Origin of the sequence: Streptomyces sp. NPDC015139, assembly GCF_043079785.1 — a bacterium.
Classification (GTDB): domain Bacteria; phylum Actinomycetota; class Actinomycetes; order Streptomycetales; family Streptomycetaceae; genus Streptomyces; species Streptomyces albidocamelliae.
On sequence record NZ_JBIBUW010000005.1, the window covers coordinates 428,881 to 445,014 of the forward strand.

The 16,134-nt window shown below is 71.4% G+C and carries 20 protein-coding genes; 14 read left to right on the forward strand and 6 right to left on the reverse strand.

Translation table 11 applies throughout. The features are described from left to right. Positions 1 to 3 precede the first annotated feature (3 nt). The 4 genes from sufC to ACF08B_RS16880 are packed head-to-tail and all read left to right on the forward strand — an operon-like array spanning position 4 to position 2,836. The gene (gene sufC, locus ACF08B_RS16865) at positions 4 to 768 is read left to right on the forward strand and encodes a Fe-S cluster assembly ATPase SufC (RefSeq protein ID WP_392318021.1); all 765 of its coding nucleotides are present in this window, start codon (positions 4 to 6) and stop codon (positions 766 to 768) included. Then, positions 765 to 2,021, forward strand: coding sequence for a cysteine desulfurase (locus tag ACF08B_RS16870; RefSeq protein WP_392318022.1), 1,257 nt, complete (start codon positions 765 to 767; stop codon positions 2,019 to 2,021). Before sufC ends, ACF08B_RS16870 begins: the two co-directional genes overlap by 4 nt. An 18-nt stretch (positions 2,022 to 2,039) precedes the next feature. Further along, positions 2,040 to 2,507, forward strand: a complete 468-nt coding sequence (gene sufU / locus ACF08B_RS16875) for a Fe-S cluster assembly sulfur transfer protein SufU (protein ID WP_392318023.1) — start codon at positions 2,040 to 2,042, stop codon at positions 2,505 to 2,507. After that, positions 2,504 to 2,836 (forward strand): metal-sulfur cluster assembly factor, encoded by a 333-nt coding sequence (locus ACF08B_RS16880; RefSeq protein ID WP_361126148.1) that lies wholly within the window; start codon positions 2,504 to 2,506, stop codon positions 2,834 to 2,836. The genes sufU and ACF08B_RS16880 overlap by 4 nt, the downstream gene beginning before the upstream one ends. Positions 2,837 to 2,902: 66 nt before the next feature. Here ACF08B_RS16880 and ACF08B_RS16885 read toward each other — a convergent pair whose 3' ends face one another. Continuing rightward, positions 2,903 to 3,742 carry an AbfB domain-containing protein gene (locus ACF08B_RS16885; RefSeq protein WP_392318024.1) on the reverse strand — a complete coding sequence of 280 codons (840 nt, stop codon included), beginning with the start codon at positions 3,740 to 3,742 and terminating at the stop codon, positions 2,903 to 2,905. 201 nt (positions 3,743 to 3,943) lie between these two features. Here ACF08B_RS16885 and ACF08B_RS16890 point away from each other — a divergent pair, with 201 nt between their 5' ends. From ACF08B_RS16890 to dapD, 3 genes are all read left to right on the forward strand, one after another. Next, entirely contained in the window at positions 3,944 to 4,267 is a 324-nt protein-coding gene (locus ACF08B_RS16890) for a DMT family transporter (RefSeq protein WP_392318025.1), read from the forward strand. Next, the gene (locus ACF08B_RS16895; protein WP_093478629.1) at positions 4,267 to 4,803 is read left to right on the forward strand and encodes a TetR/AcrR family transcriptional regulator; all 537 of its coding nucleotides are present in this window, start codon (positions 4,267 to 4,269) and stop codon (positions 4,801 to 4,803) included. Before ACF08B_RS16890 ends, ACF08B_RS16895 begins: the two co-directional genes overlap by 1 nt. A 73-nt stretch (positions 4,804 to 4,876) precedes the next feature. Next, positions 4,877 to 5,863, forward strand: a complete 987-nt coding sequence (gene dapD, locus ACF08B_RS16900; protein WP_392318026.1) for a 2,3,4,5-tetrahydropyridine-2,6-dicarboxylate N-succinyltransferase — start codon at positions 4,877 to 4,879, stop codon at positions 5,861 to 5,863. 166 nt (positions 5,864 to 6,029) lie between these two features. Here dapD and ACF08B_RS16905 read toward each other — a convergent pair whose 3' ends face one another. The 3 genes from ACF08B_RS16905 to ACF08B_RS16915 form a co-directional block, all read right to left on the reverse strand. After that, on the reverse strand, positions 6,030 to 6,992 hold the full coding sequence (locus ACF08B_RS16905; protein WP_392318027.1) for a beta-propeller fold lactonase family protein: 963 nt from the start codon (positions 6,990 to 6,992) through the stop codon (positions 6,030 to 6,032). Positions 6,993 to 7,285: 293 nt separating this feature from the next. Then, complete coding sequence (locus ACF08B_RS16910) at positions 7,286 to 7,510, reverse strand: cold-shock protein (RefSeq protein WP_392318028.1); 225 nt, start codon at positions 7,508 to 7,510, stop codon at positions 7,286 to 7,288. 13 nt (positions 7,511 to 7,523) lie between these two features. Next, positions 7,524 to 8,411 carry a prohibitin family protein gene (locus tag ACF08B_RS16915; RefSeq protein ID WP_392318029.1) on the reverse strand — a complete coding sequence of 296 codons (888 nt, stop codon included), beginning with the start codon at positions 8,409 to 8,411 and terminating at the stop codon, positions 7,524 to 7,526. Between the two features lie 188 nt (positions 8,412 to 8,599). Between ACF08B_RS16915 and ACF08B_RS16920 the strand changes: the two genes are divergently transcribed. Together ACF08B_RS16920 and ACF08B_RS16925 are read left to right on the forward strand one after the other, a co-directional pair. Next, complete coding sequence (locus ACF08B_RS16920; protein ID WP_392318030.1) at positions 8,600 to 9,157, forward strand: SigE family RNA polymerase sigma factor; 558 nt, start codon at positions 8,600 to 8,602, stop codon at positions 9,155 to 9,157. Next, a complete protein-coding gene (locus tag ACF08B_RS16925; protein WP_392318031.1) occupies positions 9,154 to 10,365 on the forward strand; it encodes a hypothetical protein in 1,212 nt (403 codons plus the stop codon). The genes ACF08B_RS16920 and ACF08B_RS16925 overlap by 4 nt, the downstream gene beginning before the upstream one ends. On the opposite strand, the gene dapA is transcribed toward ACF08B_RS16925, so the two are convergent. Then, on the reverse strand, positions 10,352 to 11,257 hold the full coding sequence (gene dapA, locus ACF08B_RS16930; protein ID WP_392318032.1) for a 4-hydroxy-tetrahydrodipicolinate synthase: 906 nt from the start codon (positions 11,255 to 11,257) through the stop codon (positions 10,352 to 10,354). The two genes, ACF08B_RS16925 and dapA, sit on opposite strands and share 14 nt — an antisense overlap. A 166-nt stretch (positions 11,258 to 11,423) precedes the next feature. On the opposite strand from dapA, the gene ACF08B_RS16935 reads away from it, so the two are divergent. From ACF08B_RS16935 to ACF08B_RS16955, 5 genes are all read left to right on the forward strand, one after another. Continuing rightward, positions 11,424 to 11,564, forward strand: a complete 141-nt coding sequence (locus ACF08B_RS16935; RefSeq protein ID WP_218138118.1) for a hypothetical protein — start codon at positions 11,424 to 11,426, stop codon at positions 11,562 to 11,564. After that, on the forward strand, positions 11,561 to 12,256 hold the full coding sequence (locus ACF08B_RS16940; RefSeq protein WP_392318033.1) for a hypothetical protein: 696 nt from the start codon (positions 11,561 to 11,563) through the stop codon (positions 12,254 to 12,256). The genes ACF08B_RS16935 and ACF08B_RS16940 overlap by 4 nt, the downstream gene beginning before the upstream one ends. 52 nt (positions 12,257 to 12,308) lie before the next feature. Next, on the forward strand, positions 12,309 to 12,728 hold the full coding sequence (locus ACF08B_RS16945) for a phage holin family protein (protein ID WP_392318034.1): 420 nt from the start codon (positions 12,309 to 12,311) through the stop codon (positions 12,726 to 12,728). Continuing rightward, complete coding sequence (locus tag ACF08B_RS16950) at positions 12,725 to 13,249, forward strand: DUF3618 domain-containing protein (protein ID WP_392318035.1); 525 nt, start codon at positions 12,725 to 12,727, stop codon at positions 13,247 to 13,249. The genes ACF08B_RS16945 and ACF08B_RS16950 overlap by 4 nt, the downstream gene beginning before the upstream one ends. A gap of 173 nt (positions 13,250 to 13,422) precedes the next feature. Then, complete coding sequence (locus ACF08B_RS16955) at positions 13,423 to 14,160, forward strand: SRPBCC domain-containing protein (protein ID WP_392318036.1); 738 nt, start codon at positions 13,423 to 13,425, stop codon at positions 14,158 to 14,160. 6 nt (positions 14,161 to 14,166) lie between these two features. On the opposite strand, the gene ACF08B_RS16960 is transcribed toward ACF08B_RS16955, so the two are convergent. Next, positions 14,167 to 15,993 carry an endonuclease/exonuclease/phosphatase family protein gene (locus ACF08B_RS16960; RefSeq protein ID WP_392318037.1) on the reverse strand — a complete coding sequence of 609 codons (1,827 nt, stop codon included), beginning with the start codon at positions 15,991 to 15,993 and terminating at the stop codon, positions 14,167 to 14,169. Between the last annotated feature and the right edge of the window lie 141 nt (positions 15,994 to 16,134).

The following is a 16,134-nucleotide window of genomic DNA, read 5'->3' on the forward strand; positions in this document are numbered from 1 at the left end:
CCCATGGCAACGCTTGAAATCCGAGACCTGCACGTCACCGTCGAGGCCGACAACGCCACGAAGGAGATCCTCAAGGGCGTCGACCTCACCGTGAAGCAGGGCGAGACGCACGCCATCATGGGCCCCAACGGCTCCGGCAAGTCGACTCTCGCCTACTCGCTCGCGGGTCACCCGAAGTACACGATCACCAGCGGCACCGTGCTGCTCGACGGCGAGGACGTCCTCGAGATGTCCGTCGACGAGCGCGCCCGCGCGGGCCTGTTCCTGGCGATGCAGTACCCGGTCGAGGTCCCCGGCGTCTCGGTCTCCAACTTCCTGCGCACCTCCGCCACCGCCATCCGCGGCGAGGCCCCGAAGCTGCGTACCTGGGTGAAGGAGGTCAAGGAGGCCATGGAGCGCCTCAACATGGACCCGTCCTTCGCCGAGCGCAACGTCAACGAGGGCTTCTCCGGCGGTGAGAAGAAGCGCCACGAGATCCTCCAGCTCGAGCTGCTCAAGCCGAAGGTCGCGATCCTCGACGAGACCGACTCCGGCCTGGACGTCGACGCGCTCCGCATCGTCTCCGAGGGCGTCAACCGCGTCCGCGAGACCGGCGAGGTCGGCACCCTGCTGATCACGCACTACACGCGCATCCTGCGCTACATCAAGCCCGACTTCGTCCACGTCTTCTCCGGCGGGCGGATCGTCGAGTCCGGCGGTGCCGAGCTCGCCGACAAGCTGGAGGACGAGGGCTACGAGGCGTACACGAAGGGTGGCGTATCCGCGTGACACAGCTGCCGGGCCTCCTCGACACCGAGGCGATCCGCAAGGACTTCCCCGTCCTGGACCGACTGATCCACGACGGCAAGAAGCTCGTGTACCTGGACAACGCGGCGACCTCGCAGAAGCCGCGCCAGGTGCTGGACGCCCTGAGCGAGTACTACGAGCGCTACAACGCCAACGTCCACCGCGGTGTGCATGTGCTCGCCGAGGAGGCCACGGCGCTGTACGAGGGCGCGCGCGACAAGGTCGCCGCGTTCATCAACGCGCCGAGCCGCGACGAGGTGATCTTCACCAAGAACGCCTCCGAGTCGCTCAACCTCGTGGCCAACATGCTGGGCTGGGCCGACGAGCCCTACCGCGTGGACCACGAGACCGAGATCGTCATCACGGAGATGGAGCACCACTCCAACATCGTGCCGTGGCAGCTGCTCGCGCAGCGCACGGGCGCGAAGCTGAAGTGGTTCGGCCTGACCGACGACGGCCGGCTCGACCTGTCCAACATCGACGAGGTCATCACGGAGAAGACGAAGATCGTCTCCTTCGTGCTGGTGTCGAACATCCTGGGCACGGTCAACCCGGTCGAGGCGATAGTGCGCCGCGCCCAGGAGGTCGGCGCCCTCGTCTGCATCGACGCCTCCCAGGCCGCCCCGCACATGCCGCTGGACGTACAGGCCCTCCAGGCCGACTTCGTCGCCTTCACCGGCCACAAGATGTGCGGCCCGACCGGCATCGGCGTCCTGTGGGGCCGCCAGGAGCTGCTCGAGGACCTGCCCCCGTTCCTGGGCGGCGGCGAGATGATCGAGACCGTCTCGATGCACTCCTCGACCTATGCCCCGGCGCCGCACAAGTTCGAGGCGGGTACGCCCCCGATCGCCCAGGCCGTCGGTCTCGGTGCCGCGATCGACTACCTCGACGCGATCGGCATGGACCGGATCCTCGCCCACGAGCACGCGCTGACGGAGTACGCCGTACGCCGCCTGGCGGACGTCCCGGACCTGCGGATCATCGGCCCGACCACGGCCGAGGACCGCGGCGCCGCGATCTCGTTCACGCTCGGTGACATCCACCCGCACGACGTGGGCCAGGTCCTCGACGAGCAGGGCATCGCGGTCCGGGTCGGCCACCACTGCGCGCGGCCGGTCTGCCTCCGCTACGGAATTCCTGCGACCACGCGAGCGTCGTTCTATCTGTACTCCACGCCCGGTGAGATCGACGCACTGGTCGAGGGGCTGGAGCACGTACGGAACTTCTTCGGCTGAGAGGCGTGAGCTGAAACCGTGAAGCTGGATTCGATGTACCAGGAAGTCATCCTGGACCACTACAAGAACCCGCACGGGCGTGGTCTTCGGGATGGCGACGCCGAGGTGCACCACGTGAACCCGACGTGCGGCGACGAGATCACTCTCCGCGTGAAGTACGACGGCACGACGATCGAGGACGTCTCCTACGAGGGACAGGGCTGCTCCATCAGCCAGGCCTCCGCGTCCGTGCTGAACGAGCTGCTGGTCGGCAAGGACCTGGCCCGGGCGCAGAAGATCCAGGAGACCTTCCTGGAGCTGATGCAGTCCAAGGGCCGGATCGAGCCGGACGACGCGATGGAGGACGTGCTGGAGGACGCGGTCGCGTTCGCCGGTGTCTCCAAATACCCCGCGCGGGTCAAGTGCGCCCTCCTGAGCTGGATGGCGTGGAAGGACGCGACGGCCCAGGCATTGGGTGGCGCCGACGCCGAAAGGAAGACGGCATGAGCGAGACCGCTGAGATGAAGCCGGCCTCGGAGGAAGAACTCCGCGAGGCGCTGTACGACGTCGTCGACCCCGAGCTGGGCATCGACGTCGTCAACCTCGGCCTGATCTACGGCATCCACATCGACGACGCGAACATCGCGACGATCGACATGACTCTGACCTCGGCGGCCTGCCCGCTGACGGACGTCATCGAGGACCAGGCCAAGTCCGCCACGGACGGCCTCGTCAGCGAGCTCCGCATCAACTGGGTCTGGATGCCGCCGTGGGGTCCGGACAAGATCACGGACGACGGTCGCGAGCAGCTCCGGGCGCTCGGGTTCAACGTCTGAGAACACCGCGTACCCGAACGTGACGGAAGCGGCGGCACCCTGCCGGGTGCCGCCGCTTCCGTGTGCTCAGGCCGGCTTGGCCACCAGCAGGAACGCCGAGTCCGCCCGGAAGGGGTCGGTGTTGCGGTACGGGTCCAGCCGCAGCCGGGAACCGTCGTGGCGCAGGAAGCGGCCGGAGTGGGCGGCCGACTCCAGCGAGGTCCCGCCGGCGAAGGCGGACGGGCGCGGGCAGAAGGTGGCGTCCCGCTCGAACGCCCGTGATCCGTCGTCGTCTCCGGCGCGCAGGAGGCCGTCCCGGACACGCAGGTATCCGCCGCCGGCCGTGGCGAAGGAGTAACAGCGGCCGTTCGCCAGGCCCTTGACCAGCCGGAAGGTGGCGGCGCGGCGGGCGGCGGCGGAGCCGAGCGGGCCGAGCTTCACGTCGTCGCCGCTGAGGTGCCAGTAGTCGCCCGGGTGGTTGAGGGAGCGCACGGCGGTCTCCCCGCCCGTGGCCTTCGGTGAACCGCCCTGCCGGAACGGGGACTTGGCCGGCGTCGGGGTCGGGTCGCCGGCGGGCAGGACGGGGGACTCGGCGGCCCGTGGAGCCGCCGGGGACGGGTGGCCGCCGCCCTTCGCGGGAGGGGACGTCCTCGCCGGCCGGGAGGCGGACGAGCGCGGGCCGGGGCTGCCGTCCGCCGGTGCTCCGGCAGACGTGCCGGCCTTGGGTGCCCCGTTCGCCGCCGGGGCCGCCCGGGTCTTCGGGGCCTCGCCGTGCACGGCGGTCACGGTGACACCGGCGGCCACGGCCGCCAGGACCAGGGCGCCGGCCGGCCAGAGCAGCCGTCCGGGCCGCTTCCGCGCGGTGCCGGGTATCGGGTCGTCCTCCGGGTGCTGCCGTTCCGGGGGAAGGGGGCTGTTCTCAGGCATGCGTGGTTCTCCACCGCCGCCCGGACGGCGACCGGGGGCGTGAGGGTGAGGTGGGCGAGGGGCGTCGAAGACGTGGTGCCGAGGGGTGGACGCTAGTGAACCCGGCACCTGTCCACGGGCGTTTTCGGCGGGCCCTTGCCCCGAAAGTGTGACATTCGGATGGTGTACATCCGTACACATCCGTTGTGTACGCTCGTACACATGGGATACCTGCTGCTCGCCGGCGCCATCGCCGCCGAGGTCGCCGCGACGACGGCGATGAAGTACACCGAGGGCTTCACCCGGCTCTGGCCCTCCCTCGTCACCTCGCTGGGCTACGTCGTCTCCTTCGCGCTGCTGGCCCAGACGCTGAAGACCGTGCAGATCGGCACGGCGTACGCGATCTGGTCGGGCGTGGGCACCGCGGCCATCGCCGTGCTGGGCCTGCTGCTGTTCGGTGAGGGGCTGAGTCCGGCCAAGGTCGCCGGGATCCTGCTGATCATCGGCGGAGTCATGGTCCTCAACCTGGGCGGGACGGCCCACTGATGCCCCGCCGCTACGATCCCGACCGGCGGCAGCGGATCATCGACGCGGCGATCCGCGTGGCCGGCCGGGACGGCATCTCCGGGCTCAGCCACCGCTCGGTCGCCGCCGAGGCCGACGTACCGCTCGGCTCCACCACCTACCACTTCGCGACCCTGGACGACCTGCTGGTGGCCGCCCTCTGCCAGGCCACCGAGGGCTTCGCCGGGGTCCTGGACGACAGCGGGGTGCTGCGGGAGGCCGACGGCGACCTCGCGGCCGGCCTCGCCCGGGTCCTCGGCCAGTGGCTGGGCGGTGACCGGCCGGGCGTGGAGCTGGAGTACGAGCTGTACCTGGCGGCCCTGCGCCGGCCCGCCCTGCGGCCCGTCGCCGCCCGGTGGACCGAGGAGACGGCCGAGCGGCTCGCCGCGCGGGTCGACCCGGTGACGGCACGGGCGCTGCTGGCGCTGATGGACGGAATCTGCCTCCAGGTGCTGCTGACGGGCGGTTCCTACGACGAGGAGTACGCCCGCGCCGCGCTGGCTCGGCTGATCCCCTGAACCGGCGCCCGCCACCTGAGACGCCCCGGTGGCGGTTGGCCTCCGCGACCCCGCCCACGTTAGGTTTTCCCCCATGACCGACTCTGCTTCCCGCACCACCGGCGCCGTCGCCGCCGGCCTCGCCACGATCGCCTCCGACGGCACCGTCCTCGACACCTGGTTCCCGGCCCCCGAGCTGGTCGCCGAGCCCGGCCCGGCCGGCACCGAGCGGCTTACCGCCGAGCGCGCGGCGGAACTGCTGGGCGGCGGCGCGACCGCGGCGATCGGCCCGGACAGCCGCCGGGGCGTCGAGGTGGTCGCGGTGCGCACGGTCATCGCGTCCCTGGACGAGAAGCCGATCGACGCGCACGACGTGTACCTGCGTCTGCACCTGCTCTCGCACCGCCTGGTCAAGCCGCACGGCCAGAGCCTGGACGGCATCTTCGGCCACCTCGCGAACGTCGCCTGGACCTCGCTCGGCCCGGTCGCCGTGAACGACATCGAGAAGGTGCGTCTGAACGCCCGCGCCGAGGGCCTGCACCTGCAGGTGACCTCGATCGACAAGTTCCCGCGCATGACGGACTACGTCGCCCCCAAGGGCGTCCGCATCGCCGACGCCGACCGGGTCCGGCTGGGCGCGCACCTCGCCGAGGGCACCACGGTCATGCACGAGGGCTTCGTCAACTTCAACGCCGGCACCCTCGGCACCTCGATGGTCGAGGGCCGCATCTCCGCCGGCGTCGTGATCGGCGACGGCTCCGACATCGGCGGCGGCGCCTCCACGATGGGCACCCTGTCCGGCGGCGGCAACGTGATCATCTCCGTCGGCGAGCGCTGCCTGATCGGCGCCGAGGCGGGCGTCGGCATCGCGCTCGGCGACGAGTGCGTGGTCGAGGCCGGCCTGTACATCACCGCGGGCACCCTCGTCACCATGCCCGACGGACAGATCGTCAAGGCCCGCGAACTGAACGGCGCCTCCAACATCCTCTTCCGCCGCAACTCGGTCACCGGCAAGGTCGAGGCCCGCCCGAACAACGCGGTCTGGGGCGGCCTGAACGACATCCTGCACAGCCACAACTGATCACCGGCCGCCGTAGACCTGCGGCCGAGCTGTCGGCACCTGTCGGTGCCGGTCACCATTGAGCGCCCTTCCACGGCCCGAGAACGGCCCGGGAGGGCGCTCGTGCGTGAGCACCGCATAAGGGGTTTCGGTCGCCGGGCTTCTACGGTTTCCCGGGCTTGTGGAGCTAGCCCCTCCCCGGGGTGATCGCGATACCGGCCGGGTTGGTGCTGACGGGGATGGTCGCCACGACGGTGTTGGTGGTGGTGTCGATCACCGACACGTCGTTCGAGGCGAAGTCGGTGACGTAGGCGCGTCGGCCGTTCGGGGTGATCGCGACACCGAGCGGGCGGGTGCCGACGGGGATGGTCGCTACGACGGTGTTGGTGGTGGTGTCGATCACCGACACATCGTTCGAGGCGTCGTTCGCGACGTAGACGCGTCGCCCGTTCGGGGTGATCGCGACACCGAACGGGTGGGCGCCGACGGGGATGGTGCCTGCGACCGTGTTGGTGAAGGTGTCGATCACCGACACGTCGTTCGAGGCGAAGTTGGTGACGTAGGCGCGTCGGCCGTTCGGAGTGATCGCGACACCGCCCGGCGCTGCGCCGACGGGGATGGTGGCCACGACGGTGTTGGTGGCGGTGTCGATCACCGACACATCGTCCGAGCCGTCGTCGGCGACGTAGGCGCGCCGGCCGTTCGGGGTGATCGCGACACCGACCGGCATGGTGCCGACGGGGATGGTGGCCACGACGGTGTTGGTGGTGGTGTCGATCACCGACACCGTGCTCGAGGCGCGGTTGGTGACGTAGGCGCGCCGGCCGTTCGGGGTGATCGCCACGCCTTCTGGGCCGTTGCCGACGGGGATGGTGGCCACGACGGTGTGGGTGGCGGTGTCGATCACCGACACATCGTTCGAGTCGCGGTCGGTGACGTAGGTGCGTCGGCCGTTCTGGGTGATCGCCACAGCCGTCGGGCCGTTGCCGACGGGGATGGTGCCTGCGACGGTGTTGGTGGTGATGTCGATCACCGACACATCGCTCGAGCCGTTGTCGGCGACGTACGCGGTCGGGGTCGGGTCGGCCCAGGCAGGGGATGAGGAGACGGCCGGCAGGGCCAGTCCCGCCAGCACGGCCAGTCCCGCCACACCCGTCCGCGGCCACGCCCGGCGCCGGCTCCCTTTCGGCCTCGGACCGCGACGTGCAGGTGTTCCTACCGGGTCGGCTGGATGCATCGCCATCTCCTTGCAGCCGGCGCCACGGCCCTGCGACCCCCACAGCGAACGGGGAGCTCTGGGGATCAGCAGAACTGTGAACTGAGGGAATCGAGACACCTGACATATACGACGCGGTCCGGCGAGAAGTCAGCGAGGCGCGCCCGCCTGCGGCCGTACGGGGTCCAGGTGCCCAGGTCGATGGCGTACGGGATGGCCCGGGGGTGTCAGGCGGGCCGGGGCACGATGCTCACCGCGCGGTAGTCGTACCCGTCCTGCCGGAAGCCGGGGGCTTCCCACGTGAGGTCGACCCGCTGGCCGGCCGACAGGGTGCGGAAGCCGGGCGCCCGGATGTCGGAGTAGTGCCCGAAGCAGCCGCCGGGGGTCTCGGGGGAGTCGAGAACACCCCACCCTTCCTCGTCGTACCATGCGCGGACGGTCGCAGTCACCATGGACGGGATCCTCTCAGTTCTTGCCGTTGTCCACGATGACCGGGGTGCCGCCCGAGTCCGGGCCGCACGGGACCGCGTACACCGGGTGGGCCTTCGCGGCCTCCTTGTAGGCGTCGAGGCACCGGTTGTACAGGACCTTGTCGCTCAGCGACCGCTCGATGATCTTGTTGGCGGCGGCTATGCCCTCCGCCTCGATCCGCTTGCGCTCCGCCTCCGCCTTGGCCGTGCGCGCCGCCTCGGTGGCCCGCTCGGTGGCCTGCTCCTGCTGGATCTTCTTGTCGATCTGGTCCTGGAGCTTCTTGGACGGCTTGACGTTGCGCAGGTTGACGGAGGTGACGTCGATCCCGCGCGGTGCCAGGCGCTCCTCGACGAGGTCGGCGATCTGCGAACCGATCTGCTCGCGGGCGGACGCGTACCCCTCCTCGCTGGTGTGCTTCGCGAACACGTTGCGGATGATCTCGCGGCTGTCCGGCAGTACCAGCCGCGACTCGACGGCGTCCTCGCTGCCCGCCAGCCGGTACAGCTCGACCGCCTTGGCCGGCACCACGGCCCACTTGATGGTGACGTCCGCGTACAGCACCCCGCCCTGCGAGGAGCGGACCTCGACGGTGTCGTCCTCGTTGAGGTCGAGGTCCACCGGGCGGGTGGAGAAGGTGGTGACGTCGGTGAACGGCGACTTGAAGTGCACGCCCGAGGCCAGCGGCGTGCCGACCCTGCCGAAGGTCACCGGCACGCCGACCTCGGCGGCGCTGACGACATGGACGCAGGCGAACGTGCCCGCCAGCAGGGCCGCCACGGCGCTGACGGCCGCTCCCAGCTTCAGGCCCGCGGTGTCGCGGCTGCGGCCGACGAGAAAGAGCACCACCGCGGCTATGAGCAGCAGGATGGACAGCACGAACACAGGAATCCCCCTCAGGAAAGAACGTTCCCGCGCCGCCCAGGGCGCGGCCCCGGCGCATCGTAGCGATCTCAGGTGACCGAGCCGTGCGAAATTCCTGTCGCAGGCAGGCATAGCGGGGGACCTGTCGACGCGTCGGACGGTATGGAGGGCCCGGACACCGAAGGGCCCGGGGGACAGAGAAGGTGACGATGGATGCCCAGGCACAGGAGAGCTTTCGACACTTCGTGGCCGGTAGATCGTCCGCGCTGCTGAAGACGGCCGTCCTGCTGGCCGGCGGCGACCGGCACGCCGCCGAGGACCTGCTGCAGAACGCTCTGGTCAAGGCGGCCGGACGGTGGGAGCGGATCGAGGAGCCGGAGGCCTACGTACGACGGATCCTGTACCGGCAGCAGGTCAGCCGCTGGCGGCTGAAGTGGCGGCGGCGGGAGGTCATGGTCGCCGAGCCGCCGGAGACCGAGGCGGGGCACGGCCCGGACGCCCCGGCCGCCGCCGAGCTGCGGCTGGTGCTCCGCGGCGCGCTGGCCCGGCTCACCGCCCGCCAGCGCACCGTCCTGGTGCTGCGCTACTTCGAGGACCTGCCGGAGGCCGACGTGGCCCGGATCCTGGGCTGCACGGTGGGCACCGTACGGTCCACCACCCACCGCTCCCTGGCCCGTCTGCGCACCCTGGCACCCGAACTGGCCGCGCTGGACGGCCCCGGCGAGCAGCCGTCCCGTGACTTCTCGCCCGTGGAGGTGCGTCCGTGAATGTCGAGGAACTGGTACGCGACTCCTTGAAGGAGATGGCGGGTCAGGCACAGCCGGCGGCCGCGAACCTCGCCGACCGGGTGCTGGTGCTGCGCCGCACCCGTCGTACCCGCCGGATCGCCGTCGCCGCCGCCGGCACCGCGGCCGTGGTCGCCGTCGCGGTGGGCGTGACGCAACTGACCGGCGGTGGACGGGACGTACGCCCGGCGCAGGTCACGGACGGCCGGGTGGTGGCTCACCCCGACCAGTCCCCGCCGCGCGAGCTGATCGGCGCGGGCGATGCCGTCGTGGCCGGCTACAGCACGCAGAAGCAGGTGAAACAGCCGAACAAGGACAAGATCCTCACGCGCACCTACCGGCTGCTCGACCCCGGCACCGGCAGGTACGAGAAGGACGGCCGCTGGGCCCTCGCGACCGTCGCGCCCGGCGCCCGTACGGCCGCCGTGCTGGAGCGTGAACTGCCCGCGGCCCGCGTGGGGCTGCTGGACCTGGCGAGCGGCAAGGTCGAGCGGTGGATCCCGGTGCCGCAGGGCGCCGGCGGGGCGAAGTTCTCGCCGGACGGGAGCAAACTGGTCGTCACCACCTACGGCAAGAACCCCGACCGCGCCTTCTGGAGCAAGCGGATCCCGGTGAACGACACGATCGAGCCCCAGCAGGTGCCGAGCCGGACCGGGTTCTCGGTGTTCGACGTCGCCTCGGGAACGGGGAAGTGGCACAGCCTGCCCGTCGGGAAGGACGACGATGCGTTCTCGCTCAACGCACGCACGGATCTGGAGTTCAGTCACGACGGGAAGTACCTCTGGGAACCCCTGAGCATGGACCCGGGCCGCAAATACCACACCCTCGACGGCGCGGACGTGCCGACGCCCGCGAACGAGGCGCATGTGCACCCGTGGGTCGAGGCCGGCCTGTCGCCCGACGGGAAGTACGCGGCCGGTGACTTCGCCGGCAGGGGTGACGAGATCGCCTCCGCCGTCCACGACGCCCGGTCCGGGCGGCTGGTCACCAAGGTGCCCGGTCAGCAGCTGCTGGCCTGGGCCGACGGCAGGCGGCTGATCGCCTGGGGCATCGGCGGCGACGGCAACGAGTTCCACCAGCGGCTGGTCCTCGTCACCGTCGGCAGCAAGAAGGTGCGGCCGCTCAGCGGCTTCCGCTCGCCCAAGGACGACAGCGGCGGCCGCTGGGAGCCCCTGTTCACCACGCGCTGACCAGCTCCTCGTACCGGGCCCGCAGCCCGTCGGCCGTCTCCCGGCCGGCGGGCCGCAGGGGTGCGCGCGGCGGGCCGGCGGGCAGGCCGAGGCGGGTGAGGAGGGCCTTCGCGGTGACCGTGCCCGGCAGACCCGAGCCCATCATCGCCTCGATCAGTGGGGTCGCCGCCAGCTGGAGCGCGGTCGCCCGGGCGGTGTCGCCCGCGTCGAAGGCGTCGAGGATCGCCGTGAAGTGCCCGGGCACGGCGTTGGCGACCGTGCTCACGCAGCCCGCCGCGCCGACCGCGTACAGCGCGAGCACATGTTCGTCGCAGCCCGCGTAGTACGCCAACTCCGTCCGCGCGAGCACCTTCTGGGTGCCGAGGAAGTCGTAGGAGCAGTCCTTGACGGCCACGATCCGGGGATGCTCCGCGAGGCGGATCATGGTGTCCGGCTCGATCCTGGTGCCGGTGCGGCCCGGGATGTCGTACAGCATCACCGGCAGGCCGCTCGCGTCGGCCACCTCCAGGAAGTGGGCGGCCACGGCCTCCTGCGGCGGCCTGCTGTAGTACGGCGTCACCACCAGTACGCCGTCCGCGCCGGCCTTCTCGGCGGCGACGGCCAGCTCGGCCGTGTGCCGGGTGTCGGACGTGCCCACGCCCGCGACCAGCGCGACCCGGTCGCCGACCGCCGCCCGCACCGCCGTGATCAGGTCCGCCTTCTCCGCGTCGGAGGTGGTGGGCGACTCTCCGGTGGTGCCGCTGAGGACCAGCCCGTCGCAGCCCTGTGCCGCCAGCCGCGCGGCCAGCCGTCCGGCGCCGTCGGCGTCGAGGGCGCCGTCCTCGGTGAACGGCGTGACCATCGCGCAGAGCGTGCGGCCGAAGGGCGGGGCGGGCTTGTGCGTGCTCGTCATGGGAGTAGTCTCGGCACAACCCGGGTGAAGCTCTACTTAAATTAACTACACTTTATCTCTAAGCATCGCTAATACGTGAGGAGGCGGGGCGGCGGCCCTGTGTCCAACTCGCCCCTCATGGGTCACTATGGCCGGAGGGTCACCGACGTCTGTCATGGGAGGCACCATGAAGCTCGGCAAGGCACTGGCCACCGGCGTCGCCGAGGAGCGGCCGCCCGTCCACGAAGAGGATGCGCGACTCCCCGAGGAGACCGTCCGCACCGAACCGGCCGAGCCGGCCCGCGAAGAGGTCCCGGCCGTCCGATGAGGATGCGGCTCCCGGCGGAACGCCCCACGGAGCCGCCGACCGGATACAAGATCGCCCACCCGGTGCTGTCCCAGGACGGCACCCGGGCCGGGTTCACCGGCGTGTCACTCGGCGGCGCGCTCCCTTACGGCGTGCTCGACGACGCCGCGTGCGTCTACGGCCGCAGGCACCGCCCGCCCGCGCGGCTGTGCGACTGCGGCTTCCACTGCGTCCACGACGCCACGGCGGCCGAAGCCCTGCTCTGCACCGCCGAGTACCGCAGGGCGGTACTGCTCGAGGTGTCCGTCCTCGGCGCGTACATCCGTTTCGAGCGCGGCTTCCGCTACGCCCGGCAGCGGGTGCGCACGGCGACCGTCGGACCGTGCGACTGCGGTGCGGGGGCGGCCGGGCTGGCCGACGCGGGCTGGGGCAGGCCCGGCTGGCGCGTCCTGCTCCCCGTCTGCGGGAGCTGTGCGCGCGGCCGTACGTCCGTCTCGCTCGCGGGGTTCGCCCGGCTGGCCGGAGAGGGGCTGCGGATGGCCCGGGGAGCCGGTGCCGCAGCCGCGCCGTCCGGCGGGTTGGCGGTCGAGGACGAGTGCGGTGTGCCCGAACTCGCGGCCGAAGCAGCCCTGTTGCAGGCGCGCCTCGACTGGTTCCAGACCCAACTCGCCCGACTCGGGGAAAGCGGGGACCGGGGAGGGGACCAGGGCTAACGGCCCTGCGGCCGGGTACCCGGATGTTCCGTAGGAAAGGAGGCGGGGCACCGTGACCGTGGCTCAGTACGCACGGCCCGCGGCCGACGGACGCCCCTCCACGGGCGAGCCCGTCGGCCGGGCCGCCGAACAGGTCTCCCGGCCGCCGCGGCAGACGGTCGCCCTCGCCGAGGAGGAGCCGGCGGGGAAGGGACGCCGGGCCGGACGCGGCGGCGGACTGCCGGCCGCCGCGGGCGCGGCGGGCTACGTCGGGCCGATCGTCCTGGCCGGAGGGGCCACCGCCGCCCTCGTTCCGGCGCTGCCCGGTCGGGCGGCGGCGCCGACCGTGGCCGCGGTGTTCTTCGCCGTGGCCGCCGTGCCGGCCGCGACCGGACGCGCCCGGCTGCGCCGCGCCGCCCCGCCCGCACCGGAGGAGACCCTCGACAGTGTCAGGGCGGACGTCGACGTGATCAGGGAAAGGGCACACCGATGACGCACAGGACCCCGCACGGCTCGGGCGCCAAGGGCCCCGACGAGCTGCGGCAGCAGATCGAGCAGACAAGGCACCAGCTCGGCGACACCGTCGCCCAGTTGATGGAGAAGGCCGACGTGAAGGGCCGGGCCCGCGCGCGGGCGGCCGACCTGCGGGACAAGGCCGGCGCCATGACCGTCCAGCTGCGTGCGAGCGCCGCCCACGCGGGGCACGACATGCAGGGCAAGGCGGCCAGGGCGGGACACGCGATGCAGGGCACCGCGGCGAAGGCCGGACACGCGGTCCAGGGCAGCGCGGTCAAGGCCGGGCACGCGGTCCAGGGCAGCGCGGTCAAGGCCGGGCATGCCGTGCAGGGCAGGGCGGCCGATGCCGGGCACAGCCTGGAGGGATCCGTCCCGCAGCCCCTGCGCGGCGCGCTGCGCAGGGGCATGCGCCACCCGGGTCCGATCATCGCGGTCGGCGTGCTGGGCGCGGCCGCGGTGGCGGCCGGCATCGCCTGGCGCAGGCAGCACCACCGCTGAGCCTCCGCGACGAGTTCCGGGAGGGGCCCCGCGGACGCCCTGCCGGCACCCGTGACACCCTCCTGCCGAGGACTTCGTCCGTCCGGACGGAAGTTCTCGGTGGGAGGGTGGACGCACGCTGGACGCGAGGCCACCGAACGGCCCGCCGTGGAGAGCCGAGCAGGAGCCCCGCCATGTCCAAGGAATTCGAGATCGTCCGCGAGTTCGAGGTCGACGTCCCTTCCGAGCGGGTGTGGGAGGCGGTCACCACCGGAACCGGCGGATACCTGTGGCCGATGGACCCGCCCGAGCCCCGAGTGGGCGGCAAGGGTCCCTCCGGGTCCACGGTGACCGCCTGGGACCCGCCCCACCGCTACGCCCACCGCAGCGGGGACGCCGGCCCCGGCGTCCAGTCGCTCGGCCTGCTCGACCACACCATCGAGCCCCGCGACGAGGGCCGCCGCTCCCGGGTGCGCTACGTGCACAGCGGCGTCTTCACCGACGACTGGAACAACCAGTACGACGGCGCGAGCAAGCACACCAACTTCCACCTGCACACCCTGTGCGAGTACCTCACGCACTTCGCACCCCGCCCGGTCGCCTTCGCCCGGCTCGACGGCCCGCGGACCTCGGCGACCCCGCGGGCGCTCGCGGCCGTCGGCCGCGCGCTCGGCCTGGCGGACGACGCGGCCGCGGGCACGAGGACCGCCGTCCGGGGCCCCGGCGGACGGACCCTGGACGTGGTGATCGACTACCGCAGCCCGTACTTCGTCGGACTGCGCACCGACGACGCCCTCATCCGGTTCTTCGGACGCGGCAGCTGGGGCGCCCCGCTCGGCATCAGCATCCACGACTTCGCGCCGGACGCCGACGCCGAGGCGGACCGTACCGCCTGGCAGGACTGGCTGAACGGCGTGTTCAGCCGGTCCTGAGCGGCGCTACGGACGGAACCGCAGCACCTGCGGGTCGTGGTCGCTGATCTGGTCGTTGAACTCCGAGTTGACGTGCACGCTGTCGTACTCGAAGTCGCAGCCCCGGCGGATCGCCGGGCTGACCAGGATCTGGTCCAGGACCTGCTGGTTGCCCTGGTAGTCGTAGGTGTAACGCTCGCTCCGCGGCAGCGACTTGATCGCCGACCACAGTTCGCCGTCACCCTCGAGGATCTGCGCGGTCTCGGAGAACTCGAAGTCGTTCATGTCGCCGAGCGCGACGACGTTCGCGTTCTTCTGCACGGACAGGATGTCCTTGACGAACGCGTTCACCTCGGTCGCCTGCGCGTGGCGCTGCACCTCCGAGCTGCGCACCGGCGGCTGGAACTGCGAGGTCAGCCCCTGGTCGCCACCCTTGGAGTTGAGGTGGTTGCCGATCACGAAGACGGTCTTGCCGCGGAAGACGAACTCGCCGGCGAGCGGCTTGCGGCTGTTGGCCCAGGCGGCGTTCTGCGGGGCGATACGGCCCGGCGAGGCCGTCAGCTGCGCCTTGCCGTGCACCTTGGTGACGCCGACCGCGGTGGTCGAGTCGCCGCCGGCACGGTCCACGAAGGACACCCGCTCGGGGTTGAACAGGAACACCTGGCGGATGTTGCCGCCCGGCTCGCCGCCGTCCTGGTCGTTGACCGGGTCGATCGAGCGCCAGTCGTACTTCGGGCCGCCCGCCGCGACGATCGCGTCGATCAGCTTGTTCACGGTCCCGCTCGCGTCGACCGTGCCGTCGTCCTTGGCACCGTTGTTGTCCTGGATCTCCTCCAGGGACACGATGTCCGGCGACTGCAGGTTGTGCACGATCGCGGCGGCGTGCTTGTCGAAGGTGGCGTCCGACGGGTCGAGGTTCTCGACGTTGTAGGTCGCGACCGCCAGCTCGCGGCTCGACTGCTTCTGCGTCGTCTCGCGCTCCAGGCCGGCGCTTTTCAGCGTGCCCAGCCGGCTCGCGACCAGCGTGTAGCCGCCGAACTGGTTGAAGTCCAGCGGGCCGGTGGTCGCGCCCTCCAGGGTGTCGCCGACGTTCGCCTTCGGGAAGTCGGCGGTGGAGCCCAGGGACTGGATCTGCAGCCGGCCGGTGTTCTGCGACTCGTAGGAGCCGTAGACCGTGCCGCCGCGGAGGCTGCGGTGCTCCCGCGGCTTCACCGTGACCCACAGCTCGCTGTACGGGTCCGTCGCGGTGACCACGCGGGCGTCGGCGACCTGGACGTTCATGCCCTCCAGGGACTCGTAGTAGTCCAGGGCGTACTTCGACGGGTCCAGGGTCAGACCGTTGATCGAGCCGGCGGCGGCGGTGTCGCCCTCCGGTGCGTACGCGTCCGGCACCGAGTCACGGTCGACGACGACCGGCGCCGGGACGGCGTTGCCGCTGGAGACGGTCGTGACCACCGGCTTGGTGATCTCCGTCAGCGACTGGTTGCCGGACGAGGCGCCGCCCGGGACGTACTCGGAGACCGTGCCGGTCACCGTCACCGAGTCGCCGACGGCGGCCTTCGGCGTGGAGCTGGTGAAGACGAACACACCTTCGCTGGTGGCGGGGTTGTCGTCCGGGGTCGCGTCCTGCATCCAAAAGCCCTTGGAGGACCCGTACGTGCGCGTGGCCGTGACGATGCCCGGCACGTCCGTGACCTTCTGTCCGGCCAGCGGCGATATTCGGGTCGTGCCCTGGACGTCGTGGATGCGCACCGCGTCGGCGTGCGCGGGAGACGTGAGGACGACGACGGACGTCGCGCTGCAGACGGCGGCGACGGTGAGCGCGGCGAGGCGCGCGGAAGACCTGCTCGGCAAGGAAATCCCTCCGGGGACGTGCGTGAGCGCCGGGACGAGGGTGGAACGTGAGCGTGTCGGGCTCGTGGCCCTCTGTGACACGCATAGAGCCGAGTGAACAGTTGTCCCCCCAACTTCTACGCGCGTCAATCTCCTGCCTGA